Genomic DNA, 16,791 nt, shown 5'->3' with positions numbered 1-16,791 from the left:
AAAAATGGCCGGGCAAGTGCCCGGCCATTTTTTTGTGCCCGCCGCCGGCTTGACGGCGGCAGGGCAGGCGCTTAGCAGCGTGACACGTCGCGCAGCAGCCGGTCGTATTCCGTCTTGGCCACTTTGTAGCACTCGCCCGCATAGCATTCGAGGCCGGCGCGGTCCAGCACCGTGATATTGCCGCGGCGATAGTGGATCAAGCCTTCTTCCTGCAGCTTGCCGGCGGCGGCCGTGATGCTTTCGCGGCGCACGCCCAGCATGATGGAGATCAGTTCCTGCGTGACTTTCAATTCATTCGATGGCGAACGGTCCAGGCGGTCCAGCAGCCAGCGGCACAGTTTTTGCTCGATCGAGCTGTGGCGGCCGCCGACGGCGTTCTGCGCCATTTGCGCAAACAGGGCGTTGGTGTAGCGCATCAGCAGCTGGGGCAGGGCGCCGCCCTGGTTGAACGCGTCGCGCAGGCTTTGCGTTTTCAGGCGGTAGCCGTAGCCGGCGCTTTGCACCACGGCCGTGCACATGGCGCGTTCGCCTGCCAGCAGCGAGGCACCGGCCACGCCTTCATGGCCGACGACGGCGATTTCCGTCGTGGCGCCATCTTCCATCACGTACAGCAAGGAAATGATGGCGGTGGTGGGGAAGTAGCTGTATTCCAGATGATTGCCGTAGGCATACAGTTCCTTGCCGAAGGGCAGTTCCACCAGTTCGAGGTCTTCGAACAGCGATTCGAGCGCGGCGCGCGGCAAGGCGGCCAGTAATTCATTCTGTTGAGCACTGCTGAGGCTAACCCGGGACGCAATCTTGATCTCCCGGCCCGCCGCCGGCATGGCGCGTGGCAGCAACTGGTTCTTCTGGACCGGGGTGCTAAGTTGAGTATGGTTCATTTTATTCCTCACAGGCTTTTTTTACATCGGAGTGCGATTGCCAGCGTTGCTGGCCTGAAATGCCGCTGTACCGAACTGATAACAGCGTTTTTTCTGGCCGCGCGGTGCAGATCGCGATGTAGCTACTTTAAAAGCTTATGTAAGTGGCGAACATAAGATTAGCAGTCGCCACTTTGTAGTCTATTTTGAGGCCAAATTGTAGTCCTTGTCCTACATGCACACTTTTGAGTGTCAAGCCTTGCGCCGTTCTGCACGATTTTGTGATAGCACGCGCGGTTTATTCGCGCTCCACAGGCCCGCCGGACGCACGCTGGGCAAGCCGTCGCGGGCTGGCGGCGCCGTCGTGCGGCGCGCATGGGCGTCGTCGTTTTCACCCAGGCGGAAGCGGCTGACGGCTTGCGTCAGCGCTTCGCCTTCCTGGTGCAGGCGCTGCGAGCCGGCACGCGCTTCGTCGACCAGGCCCGCGTTCTGGCGCGTCATGTCGTCGATCCGCGCCAGTGCCGCATTGATCTGCGCGATCTCGCCATTCTGCTCGGCGCCGGCGCTGCTGATGCGTCCGATCACCACGGCCACCTGCTGCACCGCATCGACGACTTGCCGCATGGTGCTGCCGGCCGCGTTGACCAGTTCGCCACCCGCGTCCACCGTGGCCACCGAATCGCCGATCAGGCGCTTGATCTGCTGCGCCGCTTCGCTGGAGCGCTGCGCCAGGCTGCGTACCTCGGCCGCCACCACGGCGAAGCCGCGTCCCTGTTCACCCGCGCGCGCCGCTTCCACGGCCGCGTTCAAGGCCAGAATGTTGGTCTGGAAGGCGATACCGTTGATGACGCCGATGATGTCGACGATCTTGTGCGAGCTGGCCTTGATCGAGGCCATGGTCTCGACCACGGCGCTGACGGTGTCGCCGCCGCGCAGGGCCACGTCGGCTGCCGAAGCGACCAGGGTGCGTCCCTGTCCCACGTGGGCTTCGTTGCGGCCCACGGTGGCCGTCAGCTCGCGCATCGAGTCCACGGTGGCGCCCAGCGCTTCGGACTGCGTGGCCGTGTGGCCGGACAGGGCCAGGTTGCCCTGCGCGATATCGGCGCCGGCCGCCGCGATGACGGCAGCGCCGCCGCGGATGTCCTGCACCAGCGTGGCCAGGCCATGCGTCATGGCGCCAAAGTCGCGCACCAGGTCGCCGATCTCGTCATGCGCCTGCGACGTGATGCGCTGCGACAGGTCGCCCGCCGCCGCCGCGCCCACGGCCGCGCGCAGCTGGCCTACATCGCGGGCAAAGGCGGCATAGAAGCCCGCGCACAGGTAGGCGGCGGCCAGCAGCACCAGCAGCATGGCCGCCAGGATCAGCGCGCGGCGCGCCTGGTCGCGGGCGATGCGCTGCGCCAGCACGCCATCGAGCGCGCTGGCCGAGGCGCCGGAAAGCGCCTGCAGCGCATCGATGGCCTGCATGCCGGCCGCGTGGAATTGCGCGCCCGAGCTCTGGTCGTAGGAATTCGTCACTTCATTCTTCGTGCGTTCGAGGAAGGCCAGGGCGGCCGGCACGGCTTTCAGGGCCGGCTGCAGGCTGGCTTGCAGGGCCGGCTTGGCGGCGAGGATTTCATCGAAGCGGGCCGGCAGGCGTTCCAGTTCGTGGCGCGCGATCAGGGCGTTGGCGTTGACCAGCTGGTCTTCATTGGCCTCGAACAGGCCCGTGTCGATGTAGGCCGCGCCGCGCCCGGCGATGTCCGACAGGCTCTCGGCCAGGTCGGGCAGGGTGGCCGTGAAGGCGGCACTCAGGTGGTTGGCGCCCGCGTCCGGGTCCAGGCTCAGGTGCGAACGGTCGGCCACCAGCTGGCCCAGCTTGCCCGCCTGGCGCAGCAGCGCCGTGTGCGCCGCGTAGCTGTCGCGCGCCGTGATGCCCGCCTGGCGGCCCAGCAGCGCTTGCCACTGCTGCATCAGCGCGGCCGCCTGCGGCAGGTCCGCGCCGGCCGGCAACCGCGCCAGGGCGGCCAGCGCGGCCGTGACGCGCGCATTGATGGCCGTGTTGTCCATGCCCGCCTTGCCGCTCAGGCGCAAGTGCTCCAGGCCGCGCCGCTGCTGCAGCAGGCGCGTGCCTTCCTGCAGTTGGCGCACATACGCCACGCCCCGCTGCGCATCCTGCGCCTGGGCCAGCGACTTGCCCAGTTCCGAAATCAGCAAAGTGGTCGCCAGCGCCAGCGGCAGCAGGAAGACCAGGCAGACGAGCATGAATTTGGGCAGCAGGCGCAAGCGCTGCATGAGGCGGATGGCGGGGGCGAGGACGATTTTCATGGGATTTCCAGGGTAGGGTGGCAACATTTCTGCAGTGCAATGTTGCCTGCGGATTGTGACCCCTTGATGAAGTACGCCGGGGGAAGGCGATTTTGCCGTTCGCCAGAGTGAAGCAGTTCACACGGAAGGCCGATCCTTCTGTAAAATCGAGGGTTTTTTGCGAGGGCCATATTATGGTCACCAATATGGCCAACGAGAACGACATCACTACCCCCGATTCCAGCGACAATGCGGACAGCGCCACGGCGTCAGCGAGCGGCAAGGCGCCGGCCGTGATCGCGCGCGAAGTCAAGCGCCGCCGCACCTTCGGCATCATTTCCCACCCGGATGCGGGCAAGACCACGCTGACGGAAAAACTGCTGCTGTTCTCGGGCGCGATTCAGATGGCCGGCACGGTCAAGGCGCGCAAATCGGGCCGCCACGCGACGTCGGACTGGATGGAGATCGAGAAGCAGCGCGGCATTTCCGTCGCGTCCTCGGTGATGCAGTTCGAATTCCGCGACCACGTCGTCAATCTGCTCGACACCCCGGGCCACCAGGACTTCTCGGAAGATACCTACCGCGTGCTGACGGCCGTCGACTCGGCGCTGATGGTGATCGATGCGGCCAAGGGCGTGGAAGCGCAGACGATCAAGCTGCTGGCCGTCTGCCGCATGCGCAATACGCCCATCGTCACCTTCATGAACAAGATGGACCGCGAGACGCGCGATCCGCTGGAACTGCTCGACGAACTCGAATCGGTGCTGAAGATCCAGTGCGCGCCCGTCACCTGGCCTATCGGCATGGGCAAGAACTTCCGCGGCGTGTACCACCTGCTGAATGACGAGATCATGCTGTTCAAGGCCGGCGAGGAAAAGGCCGATGGCGCCTTTGAAATCATCAAGGGCATCGACAATCCGCGCCTGCAGGAGATGTTCCCGCTGGAGATGGATCAATTGCGCATGGAAGTGGAGCTGGTGCACGGCGCCTCGCATCCGTTCAACCTGGAGGAATTCCTCTCCGGCGTGCAGACGCCCGTGTTCTTCGGTTCGGCCATCAACAACTTCGGCGTGCGCGAGATCCTCTCCGCGCTGGTCGACTGGGCGCCGGCGCCGCGCGAGCGCGACGCCACCGTGCGGTCCGTCGATCCGACCGAGCAGCCATTCACCGGCTTCGTCTTCAAGATCCAGGCCAACATGGACCCGGCGCACCGCGACCGCATCGCCTTCTTGCGCGTATGCTCGGGACGTTTCGAGCGCGGCATGAAGGTCAAGCATTTGCGCCTGGGGCGCGAGATCAAGGTGTCGAACGTGGTGACGTTCATGGCGTCGTCGCGCGAACAGGTGGAAGAGGCGTACGCGGGCGACATCATCGGCTTGCCGAACCACGGCAACATGCAGATCGGCGACAGTTTTTCCGAAGGCGAGATGCTGACGTTTACGGGCATCCCGTACTTCGCGCCGGATTTCTTCCGCTCGGTGCGCATCCGCAACCCGCTGAAGATCAAGCAGCTGCACAAGGGTTTGCAGCAGCTGGGCGAGGAGGGCGCGGTGCAGGTCTTCAAGCCGGTGCAGGGCGGTGAACTGATCCTCGGCGCCGTCGGCGTGCTGCAGTTCGAAGTGGTGGCCAGCCGTTTGCTCAACGAATATGGCGTCGACGCCGTGTTCGAAGGCACCAGCATCAGCAGCGCGCGCTGGGTCAGCTGCGACGACAAGCGCATCCTGAACGATTTCGAGAACGCGCTGGGCCACAACGTGGCCTACGATGCGGCCGGCAACATGGCCTACCTGGCCACGTCCGGCGTCAACCTGCGCCTGACGGAAGAGCGCTGGCCGAAGCTGAAGTTCCACGCGACGCGCGAGCATTCGGCGAAATTGGCTTGATGTAGCGGTGGTGTCGGGTTGCGCGCTGCGCGCCGACCCGACCTACCCCTTCTACCGATACATCGCGTAGGTCGGATCAGCGCGGCAACGTCGCGCGTAATCCGGCAATGTCGCTGGCCAGGCCTCAAGCGGGCAGGATCGTGCGTGTGCTCCAGTCGCGCCGCTCCAGCAGCAATGCCGTCAGCTGCGCCGCCGTCATCGGACGCGCGAAGAAGAAGCCCTGCACATTGTCGCAGCCCGCCGTTCTCAAAAACTCCACCTGCTGCAAGGTTTCCACGCCTTCGGCCACCACTTTCAGATGCAGGCTGTGCGCCATGGCGATGATGGCCGTGACGATGGCTTCCCCTTCGCCGGGCAAGTCGCGCACGAAGCTGCGGTCGATCTTCAGCTGGTCGATGGGCAGGCGCTTCAAATAGGACATCGAGGAATAGCCGGTGCCGAAATCGTCGACCGACAGGTGGATGCCCGTATCCTGCAGGCGCCGCATCAATTCCACGTTGGCGTGGACATTATCCATCAGGACCCCTTCCGTGATTTCCAGCTCCAGCAAGCCGTGCGGCAGCTGCGTCTCGTGCAGGATGGCGCGGATATCGTCCATCAGGCCCGGATCGCGCGCCTGGCAGGCCGACAGGTTGACGGCCACGTGTTCCAGCGAATCGAGCAGGCCCGCCTTGCACCAGGCGGCCGCCTGGCGGCAGGCGCTTTGCAGCACCCAGCGCCCCAGGTCGACGATGATGCCGCTTTCCTCGGCCACGGGGATGAACTCGGCGGGACTCAGCTGGCCCATCTCGCGGCAGTGCCAGCGTATCAGCGCCTCCACGCCGACGATGCGGCCGCTGCGCAAGTCGATCTGCGGCTGGTAGTGCAGATACAGCTCCTCGTTTTGCAGCGCGCGGCGCAGGTTCGCTTCCATGCGCAGGCGGCGCTGGGCGCGCAGCTCCATCTCGGCCTGGAAGACGGCGTAGCGGTTCTTGCCCTGGTGCTTGGCGTGGTACATGGCCGTGTCGGCGTTGCGCGTGAGGGTGGCCACGTCCTTGGCGTCGAACGGGTACAGGCTCACGCCGATGCTGGCGCTGACGTACAGCTGGTGGCCTTCGAGGTCGAACGGCTCGGCCAGCACGGCGAGGATCTTGCGCGCCACGCTGGCCATTTCCGAGCTGTCGTCGGCCGGTTCGACGATGACGACGAATTCGTCGCCGCCGATGCGGCAGATGATGTCGGTGGTGCGCAGGATGGCCACCAGGCGCCCGGCCACCAGTTTCAGCAACTGGTCGCCGCAGTGGTGGCCCAGCGTGTCGTTGACGACCTTGAAGTTATCCAGGTCCAGCAGCAGCAGGCCGACGCTGCTGTCCTGGCGGTCGGCGCGCGCCAGCGCATACGCCAGCGCATCGTTGAACTCATGCCGGTTCGGCAGCTCGGTGACGGGATCGACGTGGGCCAGGTAGTGCAAATGGTTTTCCGCATGCTGGGCGGCGAGGCGCGTGCGGCGCACCAGCAATGCCGTCAGGCCGAAGGCGCACAGGCTCACCAGCAGGGTGAAGGCGGCGAACTGGGCCAGGCTGCGGTATTGCGGCGCCAGGCTGGCGCGCAGAAACAGGGCGCCACCGCCGGGCAGCGGGGTGAGCATGCTGGCGCTGCCGGCCAGCAGGTCGAGCTGCAGGCCGGCGCGCGGCGCGGCGGGCGCCGCATCGGCATCGCCGCGCGCGTAGCGGGCAAATGGCGCGCCATACGGGCTGTAGATCAGCGCTTGGCGAATATGCGGTGCAGCCGCGAGGGGCGCGAGCACCTGTTCCGCCGCAAGACGGTCGCCCTGGCGCAGCGAGCGGCCGGCGGCGGGAGCCAGCATCTCGGACTGGATCCGCAAGTCGCGCTGCAATGCCGCTTGCAATGTGAACCATTGGAACAGCACCAGCAGCACGCTGGCGCCGGCCAGCATGGCGGCGGCCGCCAGCAGGTTCAGCCTGGAAATCCTGTCGCCGCGCAGCTGGGCCGAGGGCAGTCTCAATGGCGCCATCATGACGCCTTTCCTTGCCGGCCCTGTCCGCCGCCGCCCCGTGTGATGCCGCCTTGCCCTGCCATACTTTACGTTCCAGTCTGATGAAAAACCGATGTGAGCCGGAACCCTCAACGTGTTGTGAAGGCCGACATATTGTCATTTCGCGGCGAGAAAGTACAGCGGACACGGCCTTGCCCTGCTGCGCCAGCCCATCGGGCAGGCACCAAGCCAACTGTTGCTGGAAAGTAAAGCAACACCACATCAGGCAGGTGGACATGTCTTTATTATAATAATCAGCTTGATTCTAATCCTTTTTTGGCAGCCATGTTTTTTCCTGCTCAAGAGATGCCTGTCGTAAATACAATGCCGGCAGGAATAACCAGGCTGTCCGCTGGTGAATGTGCGCGCCGCACCGTGTTTTTATGCCGCGAATAAATATTGAAATGCAAGTCATTGATTTTAATAAATTTTAAGAGAGAATGTGCGAACGCTATGGCCTTGCTCCGCGAGTTCGTCCATAATCCGCAGATGATGGACGTTCTGATGCTGTTTGTTTTGTCCTGTGCGCGCAAGTAACTCGCCGCCAGCCAAGCCGGACGTCGCCCTAATGATAAAAATAGTGAGGATATCTTGGAAAAAAAACCAAAAATTATTTTGTCGTCACAAGACCTGGAACGACTGGAAGCGTTGTTGTATGCCTTGGGAAATAATCTGTCGCCGGACAAGGCAGCCCTGCTCGACGAGCTTGGCCGCGCCGAGGTGCTGGAGCCGCAAGAGATCCCGCCGACCGTCGTGACGATGAATTCCACCGTGCGCTTCACGGTGGAAAACAAGGATGAGTTCTGCCTGACGCTCGTGTATCCGAAGGACGTGGAAGGCCAGCCCGACCGCATTTCCGTGCTGGCGCCCGTCGGCAGCGCGCTGCTGGGCCTGTCCGTCGGCGACAGCATCGCCTGGCCCATGCCGGGCGGCGTGGTGAAGGTGAAGATCGAGGAAATCGTGTATCAGCCTGAACGGGCCGGCGAATACCACCGCTAAGCAACGATGCAGTGATGGCGGACGGCGCCTGCCGTTCGCCTGCAAGGCCGTGCCGGGCGCAACCTAGCTGTTGCGTTGCACGCGCACCACCAGCCATCCGGCCACGACGGTAAATGTGACGATGATGGCGACGATGATCCAGAAGCCCTGCGGATGCTGGGCCAGCGGAATGCCTCCCACGTTCATGCCCAGCATGCCGGCGATGATGTTGATCGGCAAGGCCAGCACGGTGACGATGGTCAGCACGAACAGGCTGCGGCTGTTTTCCTCGTTGACCCGGGCGGCGATCTCTTCCTGCAGCAATTTGATGCGTTCCTGCAGCGACGACATGTCGCTGAGCACGACGGAGAATTCCTCCGTCGACTGGCGCAGCTCCAGGCTGTCGAGCTCGGATACCCACGATGGCGGACGCTGCAGCAGGCGGAACAGGGCGGCCGGCTCCGGCGCCAGCAGCCGCTGCAGCCGCACCAGCACGCGCCGCATGGCGCCCAGGTCTTCGCGTTTCGGCACCAGGCGCCCGGCCAGCAGGTGGTCTTCGATATCGTCGACCCGCGCCACGGCGTCGCGCACGATGTTGACCAGCACGTCGGCCTGGTCGCGCAGCAGGTGGATCAGCAGCTCCACCGACGAGCGGATCGGCTCATGGTTCTTGAGGACGGCCTGGCGCAGGCGCTCGATCGACTGCAGCGGCGCGCGGCGCGCCGTGATGACGAGGTTTCGCGCCACGCTGGCCCACATGGTGGAAATGTCGGACGCTTCGAACGAGAAATTGTGCACCACATCGTTGACCACGGCGATCAGGGTGTTTTCCGCCTGCTCGATGCGCGTCGAGCGCGAGCCCTGGTGCAGGGTTTCATAGAATTCGTCGGCCAGCTGCGTGTGCGTCATCAGCCATTTTTCGCTGGCCGCATGCGACAAATTAAAATGCAGCCAGACGAATTCCTGCGCCGGGCGGGCCGCGCCATCGGCCAGCCAGGCCAGGGCGGCCGTCGAGTCCAGCGCCAGCGGCTGCGCCGCGCGGCCAAACAGGAAGCCCCAGACCAGGCCCGAGGTATCCGAGCCATACGTAAAACCGGCAGTTTCCATCGCCATCGTGAATCTTTCTCGCGCAGTGTGATTGATCGTCGCGCGATGGTAATACACGGATGTGTCGGGAAAATGACAAGGCCACCGCGATGGGTGGCCTTGGACTCAGGACTGCTTAACTGCGATGGGAATTATCGGGCCGGCGGTCGTCGCGGTTCGGTATGCCATCGCCGTCGCGGTCGTGGCGGTTGCCATTGTCGCGGTCATAGCGGTTGGGGATGCCGTCGCGGTCGCGGTCGCCGTTCGGGCCGCGTGGCGACCAGCGGCCCTGCTCCATCTGCCAGCGGCCATCGTGCTGGTTCCAGGCCGGTGGCGCATACACGTAGCCGGGGCGTTCGGCGATCCACACGCCAGGCGTCCAGGCGTAGCGCTGGCTGCGCCATTCCCAATGGCCGGGCGCCCAGACGTAGCCATGGCGGGCGCGCGGGATGGCTTCGCGGCGCGGCGGCGGCGGGGCGACGCGGATGTCGTCATAGCGCACGGGCTGGATCTGCGCCGCCGTCCAGCCGCCGCGGTCCAGGCGCCAGCGGTTGTTCTCCTGTATCCAGGCGGCGCGGCGGTACTGGTTGCCGTGGCGCTCGCGCAGCCATTCGCCGCCCGTCCAGACATGGCGCTGGCCGTCCCAGTTCCAGTAGCCCGGTGCCCAGACATAGCCGGCGCGCGGTGCGGGCACGCTTTCAAAGCGTGGCGGCGGCGGGGCGTTGCCGACGACAATGCTGACGCCGAGCTGATTCTGTGCCATGGCCTGCACGGGCAAAAAGGCCGCGGTGCTGATGGCAAGCATGGCTGCTGCGTAGAGTGCGATGGGTTTCATGGTGTGCTCCATTTCGGTGATTGCGTGAAATGGACTATAGGCGCTTGCCGGCGTTTTTTCGTCTTTGATTCAACTTATTACAATTGACACAATGCTGTGTGTCCGTGTATCCGTGGCGGATACAAATGAGAGGCAAATGGCGGCCTGGCGCGGCGGCTATGCGCGGTGCGCCAGGCGGCGTGGCGTCAGCATGGATGGCTCACAGGGTGCTGGCGGTGGCATTGCCCAGCAGGGCCTGGCGTTCCTCGATCAGCGAGATTTTCTTTTCCTGTTCCGTCATGCGCTTGGCGCTGACCACCACCACGGGGATGGTGCTGGCCTGCGCCACGTTGCCCGCTTGCGCGGCCTGGGGCTGCAGGAAGCTGACATAGCTGGCGCCGCAGGCGAGGGCGACGGCGACGGTGAAGATGGCTTCCATGTTTTTCAGCGTTTTCATGATGGTGTCCTTTCGGGTGGCGGGTGGGTATGCATGCACTGTAGCCAGACGCGCGCCGCGCCGCCATGCACTTGCGACCAGCCGTGGTTTTGGCGGGATGGCCTGCAAAAAAACGGCGCTGAAATGCCTGCGCCTGGGGCTGGCCGGCCGACCGCTTGAATTGAGGCCTAAATAGCCCTGTATCCGGGCATATGAATGCAATTGCCGCGTGGCATTATTTGACGCTGCACCGTGCCGCGCGCTGCACGTGCAAGGCCAGCTGTCCTGCTAGAATCGGCATGGCGGCCCGGTCGCGTGCACAATCATTATCATCAGGAGTCACACATGTTCCAATTGTTTGGTTTTGGCGGCGCCCGCTGTCCCCGTTGCGAGCACCGGAACGGCGCCGCGGCCGGCTACTGCGCCCAGTGCGGCCTGTCGCTGGGCGCGCCCGACAGCGATACGGTGCTGCATGCCAACCAATGGCGCCTGGCCGACGACCAGCTGGCCCTGTTCTTCGGCGTGCGCGAGCTGTCCTCGCTGTTCGGCAGTGCCGCGCGCCGCCTGCAGGTGCCGGCCGAGTCGCGCGCCTACATTGTGCAGACGGACGCTTTCACCTTGATACCGGCTGGCGATTACGACAGCGCCGCCTTCTTTGCCCGCCTGCCGGCGCTGTTGCCGGCGCGCCCGGCCGAAGTGCTGATCGCGCGCGCCGACGCGCTGCGCCTGGACTTCGATTTGCCCGACCTGGCCAGCACGGAGATGCTTGAAGTCGCCGCCGCGCTGCGCATTGACATCGCGCTGGGCCAGCCCGACGCGTTCGCGCGCCAGTTCATGCGCGCGCCGGGCGCCGTCACGCGCGCCCATCTGCACGCCTTGCTGCTGCCTTCCGTGCGCCAGATCGCGCTGGAATTCATCGGCAGCCGCGCGCTGCGCGACATGGACGCGAATGCCGACCTGCGCCCGCAATTGAACGAACGCCTGCAGTCGGCGCTGACGCTGCGCCTGGCGCCGTCCGGCCTGGCCGTGGCGGGCGTGGAAACCCTGAGCCTGCGGCATGACAAGCGCGCGGGCGAAGGCCATGCCGCCGCCAGCATCGGCACCCTGTGGCTGGGCGGCGCGCCGGCGCAGGAGCTGGAACAGCACAGCCTGGAGCGCATGCAGCGGCTCGACCAGCTGTATGACGAGGAAGAGTGGCAGCGCATCCGGCGCGAGGAAATGGCGGCGCGCCATGCGCATCGCCGCGCCGAACTGCAGCAGGACGCGAGCGTTGAAAAGGCCGAGCTGGGGCATCAGGAAGCGGAGCGCCTGCAGGCGCTGCGCGGGCGCCAGATCGATTTGTATGGCCGCATCCTGGAAGCGAAGTCGCGGCGCCAGGCGCTCGACCACGGCGCCGCGCTGGCGCTGGGCGAACTGGAGCAGGAGCTGGCACGGAACGGTGCGCAGCGCGCCGACGAAGCGGCCAACTGGGAGCATGTGCGCGCGCTGGCCGCCATCAAGATGCGCAGCGAGCTGGAATTGTCGCAGCTGAACGGGCGCGAACAGATCCAGATGGCGCAGCAGCGTTTCACGCACCAGGTGCACCTGCAGGCGATCGCGCAGCAGATCGAAAGCGCGCTGCTGATCGATGACGAAGCGGGCCGCCGCGCCCAACTGGCCCGTTTGCGCCAGGCCGAGATGGAGGCGGCGCAGCGCGAGGCGCAGCTGGAGGCGGAGCAGCACAAGGCCGCCTGGCAGGGGTTGATGCTGGCGAACGCGGCGCGCAAGCGCGAGGCGGAGCGGGTGCAGGAATGGGAAGAGCAGATGCAACTGGCGCGCCAGCGCGAGCTGCTGCGCGCCGAGGCGCACAAGGATGAGGCGGCCCAGGTGCAGGCGGCGGAAATCGCCGAAAAGGTCGCCGCGCTGCGGCGCGGCGGCGCGCGCGAGGACGCCGTGGCGCAGCAGGAAAAGCTGCTGCGCACCATCGAGGCGGACGGCGTGCACGCGCGCCAGTTGCAGCAGCAGGCGCACCTGGCGCAGCTCGACGCGCTGGCCATCGAGGAACAGCGCCAGCAGCTGCGCCAGCTGGAACAGGAAGCGCAATGGCAGCGCGACCTGCTGGCCATGGCGCAGCAGCGCGACACCGATTACGCGCGCTGGAAGGGCGAATACGAAGCCCTGCTGGCGCAGCAGGCGCACGCGGCCGAACTGGCGCGCATCGACATCGACCGCATCGAGAAGATCGGCTCCCTGAGCGACACGGGCAAGGTGGCCATGGCGCAGGGACCGAATGCGGCCGTGCTGGCGCAGGTGCTGAAGGTGCAGCTGCAGGCCGGCATGAGCGCCGAGCAGATCCATGCCCTGGCGGCGCTGGCGGCGGCCGAGAACAGCATCGCGCCGCTCGACGCGCTGCGCATGGCGCAGGACAGCGTGGCGCAGGAGCGCAGCTACCTGGAAGGCCAGGCGGAGCGTGAACGGCGTCAGCAGCTGGACCTGATCAACCTGCAGAACGCGGCGCACAGCCATGGCTTGTCGGCGCAGGCGCAAGTGGGCGTGGCCGTTGCGCAGGCGCTGCAGCCGGCGTTCGCTGGCGCCGGCGCCGCTGCGACGCACTGCAGGAACGGCCACGCGCTGCGCGCCGGCCATCCGGAAGACAAATTCTGCGCCGCCTGCGGCGTCGCCTTGCAGCCTTGATTGGGAAGCGTTTCACCTTAGATGATGCAAAAAGCACGAGACAAGCTGCGAGAACTGCGCGCCCTGCATGACGATGGGCTGCTCAGCGAGCAAGAATTTGAAAGTCGCAAGAACGCCATCCTCGACGCCGAATACGCGCCGCCCGGCGCCGCACCTGCGCCTGCGCCCTTGCCCGTGCGCCAGGGAACGGAACTGGGTTTCATGGCGGGCCAGGAAATCGGCCCGCAAAACCGCCGCTACCGGCTCGAACGGCTGATCGGCACGGGCGGCATGGGGCAGGTGTGGCAAGCCACGGATCTGGCCACGCATGCGGAGCTGGGCAGCAGTGAAATGGTGGCGCTGAAGATCTTGCCGCCGCAGCTGACGCAAAGCGCCACGCACGCCAAGCTGCTGATCGAGGAAGCGACGCAGGCGCGCAAGCTGGCGCATGAAAACATCGTGCGCGTCTATGAATGGGCGCAGGACCCGGCCATGGCCAGCTACTTCATCATCATGGAATGCCTCGACGGCGAAGACCTGGAACACTACCTGGCACGCCAGGGCGCGCTGCCATTGTCGGCGGTGCAGCAACTGCTGCATCCGGTGGCCGAGGCCCTGGCGTATGCGTGGGAAAAGCACAAGCTGGTGCACCGCGACCTCAAGCCGGGCAACGTCTTCCTGACGGCGAAGGGCGACGTCAAGCTGCTCGACTACGGCATCGCCTCGCGCGTGCGCAACGCGGACAGCAGCCTGGCGCTGGACATGCCGAACGCGGGCACGCAAGGCTACCGGGCGCCCGAGGCCGGCGCCAACCAGCGCCAGCCCAGCCCGCGCCTGGACGTGTATGCGGTGGCCGTGATGATTTACCAGATGCTCGAAGGGCGCATGCCGTTCGACGACATGCGCAGCGCCAGCCACCTGCCTTCTGCACCGCAGGCGCTCAACGCGCAGCAATGGCAAGTGCTGCAAAACGGCTTTTCGCTGACCCCCGAACTGCGGCCGCTATCCGTGCAAGCCTTGCTCGAAGGGCTGGAGCGGGCCGCCGGCCCGTCTGCCGAAGAACTGGCGGAACAGGCGCGCCAGGAGCAGGCGCGCCTGGCGCAGCAGCAAAAGCAGGCGGCCCTGGCAGCCGAGCAGGCGCGCGAGGAAGAGCTCAGGCAGGCGCGCCTGCGACAGGAAGAACTGGACCAGCGCCGCAAGGCCGAAATCCAGGCGGCCGCGCTGGAAAAACAGCGGCAGGACAAGCTGCGCCGGGAACAGGAGGCGCAGCGCCATTTCGAAGCGGAAGAGGCGCGCAAGCTGCGCAAGGAAGCGCTGCGCGGCCAGCTGCGCGCGCGCCGCGAAGCCGATGCGGCCACCGCCTTGCAGGAACACCAGGAATTGCAGCGCAAGGCCATCGTCGCCAAGGCGGAGGCGGCCTACCGCGCCGAGCAGGAACGGGCGCGCCGCGAAGAGGCCAGCCGCGCCGCCGCGGCGCAGGTGCAGCAGCAGTCACCGGCGGCTGTGGAGTCGCCTGCGTCAGCGCCCGAACACGTGGAGCCGGTGGCGAATGCCGACGGCGTGCTGCGCGACGATTTCCTCGATGGCTCGGGCCAGGGACCGGAGCTGGTGCTCATTCCCAGCGGCCGCTTCCAGATGGGCGCGCACGAGCTCGAACACAAGGCCGCCCTGCAGGCCGGCTCGCAGCAGACCTGGCTGGACCGCGAAAAGCCGCAGCACTGGGTCGGCATCGAACGTCCGTTCGCCCTGGCGCGCCACCCCGTCAGCGTGGGCGAATGGCGCGCCTTTGTGAAAGCGACAGGGTGGGAAGCGGGCGGCGCGGAAACGGACTGGGACAAGCCCGGCTTCGTGCAGAACGAGGAACACCCTGTCGTCGGCGTCAGCTGGAATGACGCGCAGCTGTACCTGGCCTGGATGAGCGAACGCACGGGCCGGCCGTACCGCCTGCCCAGCGAGGCGGAGTGGGAATACGCCTGCCGCGCGGGCACGCGCACGGCGTTCAATGTGGGCGACACCATCAGCACCGAGCAGGCCAACTACGACGGCCTGTATGTCTACAACGGCGGCCCGCGCGGCGTGTACCGCGGCGGCACCACGCCGCTGGGCACCTTCGCGCCGAATCCCTGGGGCCTGTTCGACATGCACGGCAATGTGTGGGAGTGGGTGCAGGACGTGGTGCACGACAATTACGAAGGCGCGCCCGTCGACGGCAGCGCCTGGGAAGAGGGCAGCGACAGCAGCCGGCGCATCCTGCGCGGCGGCTCCTGGCTGTACCACCCGCGCTACCTGCGCTCGGCTCTGCGCAACGGTTACTCCACCGTGCTGTCGAACGACATCGTCGGCTTCCGGGTGGCGCGCACGCTCGATTAGGCGGGCCAGACGTACTGCTTTGTCGCCGGTACCCCGGGGAGCGGGCTGCGCAAAGCGGGCAAACGGTGTAAATTGTGGCTTTCCAAACGCACCAAGGAACGCCATGACCATCACAGCCATCCGCGACCAGTCGCAACCCATGCGCCACATCGTGCACGTGCGCGATCACATCCTTTCCGCCGACGCATCGGTGGCCGAAGGGGGCGGCGATTCCGGTCCCTCGCCGCATGACCTGTACGACGCGGCCCTGTCGGCCTGCAAGGCCCTCACCGTCGTCTGGTACGCCAAACACAAGGGCATCCCGCTGGAACACGTGGAAGTGTCGACCGAACGCGACGCCAGCGAAGAGCGCAAGGGCGTGTACCGCCTGGCCGCCACCTTGCACCTGACGGGCGAGCTGACGGATGCGCAGCGCGAGGAATTGCTGGCCGCCGCCGGCAAATGCCCGCTGCATAAATTGATGACGGCAGTGACCACCGAAGTGACGACGGTGCTGGCATGAGCGCGGCCATCCTGAAAAGCCACGAAAAGGACCTCGGTGGCGGCTTCGTCGTGCGGCGCCTGCTGCCTTCGGCCGTGAAGCAGGCCGTCGGCCCCTTCATCTTCTTCGACCATTTCGGCCCCATCGACGTGGCGCCCGACGCCAACCACGACGTGCGCCCGCATCCGCATATCGGCCTGGCCACCGTCACCTATCTGTTCGAGGGCGCCATCGACCACCGCGACAGCATCGGCTCGTACCAGCGCATCGAACCGGGCGCCATCAACTGGATGACGGCCGGGCGCGGCATCGTGCATTCGGAACGCACGCCGCACGACCTGGCGGGACAGCCGCACCGCACGCACGGCTTGCAGCTGTGGGCCGCGCTGCCGAAGGCGCACGAGGAAGACGAGCCGAGTTTCACGCACACGCCGCAGGCCGACATTCCCGTCGTGCCGCTCGATGGCGCCGTCGTGAAAGTGTTGATCGGCACGGCGTTTGGCCGGACGTCGCCCGTGCGCACCTACATGCCCACGCTGTACCTGGACGTGGCGCTGCAGGCGGGGCGCGAGTTGCGGCTGGAAGGCTTGCCGCCGGAAGCGGCGATCTATCCGGTCAGCGGAGAGGTATCGGTCGACGGCGCGGCGCTCGTGCCGCACACCATGGCCTTGATCGAGGCAGGCAGCGTGCCGGTGGTGACGGCAGGCGGCGGCCCGGCGCAGTTCGTGGTGATCGGCGGCGCGCCGCTCGATGGCCACCGCTATCTGTTCTGGAACTTCGTCTCGTCCAGCAAGGAGCGCCTGGCGCAGGCGGCCGACGACTGGAGCGCCCAGCGCATGGGCCAGGTGCCGGGCGAGACGGAATTCATCCCGCTGCCGAAGGCGCCGTTGCGCCCGGCAAGCTGAGCCCC

General features: G+C 66.1%; 12 protein-coding genes. 6 read left to right on the top strand and 6 right to left on the bottom strand.

The window, feature by feature from the left end; all coding sequences use genetic code 11:
* Positions 1–71 precede the first annotated feature (71 nt).
* Together BM193_RS00265 and BM193_RS00260 are read right to left on the bottom strand one after the other, a co-directional pair.
* Positions 72–881 (bottom strand): Crp/Fnr family transcriptional regulator, encoded by an 810-nt coding sequence (locus BM193_RS00265; RefSeq protein WP_092794213.1) that lies wholly within the window; start codon positions 879–881, stop codon positions 72–74.
* A 231-nt stretch (positions 882–1,112) separates the two neighbouring features.
* On the bottom strand, positions 1,113–3,167 hold the full coding sequence (locus BM193_RS00260; RefSeq protein ID WP_092794210.1) for a methyl-accepting chemotaxis protein: 2,055 nt from the start codon (positions 3,165–3,167) through the stop codon (positions 1,113–1,115).
* Between the two features lie 185 nt (positions 3,168–3,352).
* Between BM193_RS00260 and BM193_RS00255 the strand changes: the two genes are divergently transcribed.
* Complete coding sequence (locus BM193_RS00255) at positions 3,353–5,029, top strand: peptide chain release factor 3 (RefSeq protein ID WP_092796901.1); 1,677 nt, start codon at positions 3,353–3,355, stop codon at positions 5,027–5,029.
* A 124-nt stretch (positions 5,030–5,153) separates the two neighbouring features.
* Here the strand turns inward: BM193_RS00255 and BM193_RS00250 are convergent, their stop codons facing one another.
* Positions 5,154–7,046 (bottom strand): putative bifunctional diguanylate cyclase/phosphodiesterase, encoded by a 1,893-nt coding sequence (locus BM193_RS00250; RefSeq protein WP_092794208.1) that lies wholly within the window; start codon positions 7,044–7,046, stop codon positions 5,154–5,156.
* Between the two features lie 609 nt (positions 7,047–7,655).
* On the opposite strand from BM193_RS00250, the gene rnk reads away from it, so the two are divergent.
* On the top strand, positions 7,656–8,063 hold the full coding sequence (rnk, locus tag BM193_RS00245; RefSeq protein ID WP_092794202.1) for a nucleoside diphosphate kinase regulator: 408 nt from the start codon (positions 7,656–7,658) through the stop codon (positions 8,061–8,063).
* Positions 8,064–8,126: 63 nt separating this feature from the next.
* On the opposite strand, the gene BM193_RS00240 is transcribed toward rnk, so the two are convergent.
* The 3 genes from BM193_RS00240 to BM193_RS00230 form a co-directional block, all read right to left on the bottom strand.
* A complete protein-coding gene (locus BM193_RS00240) occupies positions 8,127–9,155 on the bottom strand; it encodes a transporter (RefSeq protein WP_175533106.1) in 1,029 nt (342 codons plus the stop codon).
* Positions 9,156–9,264: 109 nt separating this feature from the next.
* Positions 9,265–9,963: a YXWGXW repeat-containing protein gene (locus BM193_RS29010; protein WP_254785744.1), complete on the bottom strand. Its 699-nt coding sequence runs from the start codon at positions 9,961–9,963 to the stop codon at positions 9,265–9,267.
* 199 nt (positions 9,964–10,162) lie between these two features.
* Positions 10,163–10,399 (bottom strand): hypothetical protein, encoded by a 237-nt coding sequence (locus BM193_RS00230; protein WP_092794191.1) that lies wholly within the window; start codon positions 10,397–10,399, stop codon positions 10,163–10,165.
* 324 nt (positions 10,400–10,723) lie between these two features.
* On the opposite strand from BM193_RS00230, the gene BM193_RS00225 reads away from it, so the two are divergent.
* The 4 genes from BM193_RS00225 (at position 10,724) to BM193_RS00210 (ending at position 16,786) form a co-directional block, all read left to right on the top strand.
* Positions 10,724–13,051: a coiled-coil domain-containing protein gene (locus tag BM193_RS00225; protein WP_092794188.1), complete on the top strand. Its 2,328-nt coding sequence runs from the start codon at positions 10,724–10,726 to the stop codon at positions 13,049–13,051.
* Between the two features lie 21 nt (positions 13,052–13,072).
* Positions 13,073–15,400 carry a bifunctional serine/threonine-protein kinase/formylglycine-generating enzyme family protein gene (locus BM193_RS00220; protein WP_092794186.1) on the top strand — a complete coding sequence of 776 codons (2,328 nt, stop codon included), beginning with the start codon at positions 13,073–13,075 and terminating at the stop codon, positions 15,398–15,400.
* A gap of 103 nt (positions 15,401–15,503) precedes the next feature.
* Positions 15,504–15,902 (top strand): OsmC family protein, encoded by a 399-nt coding sequence (locus BM193_RS00215; protein ID WP_092794184.1) that lies wholly within the window; start codon positions 15,504–15,506, stop codon positions 15,900–15,902.
* Positions 15,899–16,786 (top strand): pirin family protein, encoded by an 888-nt coding sequence (locus BM193_RS00210; protein WP_092794181.1) that lies wholly within the window; start codon positions 15,899–15,901, stop codon positions 16,784–16,786. The genes BM193_RS00215 and BM193_RS00210 overlap by 4 nt, the downstream gene beginning before the upstream one ends.
* Positions 16,787–16,791 lie beyond the last annotated feature (5 nt).

Origin of the sequence: Janthinobacterium sp. 344, from assembly GCF_900112025.1 — a bacterium.
GTDB lineage: Bacteria > Pseudomonadota > Gammaproteobacteria > Burkholderiales > Burkholderiaceae_D > Janthinobacterium.
This window is presented reverse-complemented; position numbering and strand designations above follow the sequence as displayed.

Excerpts from the sequence above, each read along its gene's own strand:
- BM193_RS00265 (WP_092794213.1), bottom strand. The coding sequence starts at position 881 with ATGAACCATACTCAACTTAGCACCCCGGTCCAGAAGAACCAGTTGCTG.
- BM193_RS00260 (WP_092794210.1), bottom strand. The coding sequence starts at position 3,167 with ATGAAAATCGTCCTCGCCCCCGCCATCCGCCTCATGCAGCGCTTGCGC.
- BM193_RS00255 (WP_092796901.1), top strand. The coding sequence starts at position 3,353 with ATGGCCAACGAGAACGACATCACTACCCCCGATTCCAGCGACAATGCG.
- BM193_RS00250 (WP_092794208.1), bottom strand. The coding sequence starts at position 7,046 with ATGATGGCGCCATTGAGACTGCCCTCGGCCCAGCTGCGCGGCGACAGG.
- BM193_RS00240 (WP_175533106.1), bottom strand. The coding sequence starts at position 9,155 with ATGGCGATGGAAACTGCCGGTTTTACGTATGGCTCGGATACCTCGGGC.
- BM193_RS29010 (WP_254785744.1), bottom strand. The coding sequence starts at position 9,963 with ATGAAACCCATCGCACTCTACGCAGCAGCCATGCTTGCCATCAGCACC.
- BM193_RS00230 (WP_092794191.1), bottom strand. The coding sequence starts at position 10,399 with ATGAAAACGCTGAAAAACATGGAAGCCATCTTCACCGTCGCCGTCGCC.
- BM193_RS00225 (WP_092794188.1), top strand. The coding sequence starts at position 10,724 with ATGTTCCAATTGTTTGGTTTTGGCGGCGCCCGCTGTCCCCGTTGCGAG.
- BM193_RS00220 (WP_092794186.1), top strand. The coding sequence starts at position 13,073 with ATGATGCAAAAAGCACGAGACAAGCTGCGAGAACTGCGCGCCCTGCAT.
- BM193_RS00215 (WP_092794184.1), top strand. The coding sequence starts at position 15,504 with ATGACCATCACAGCCATCCGCGACCAGTCGCAACCCATGCGCCACATC.
- BM193_RS00210 (WP_092794181.1), top strand. The coding sequence starts at position 15,899 with ATGAGCGCGGCCATCCTGAAAAGCCACGAAAAGGACCTCGGTGGCGGC.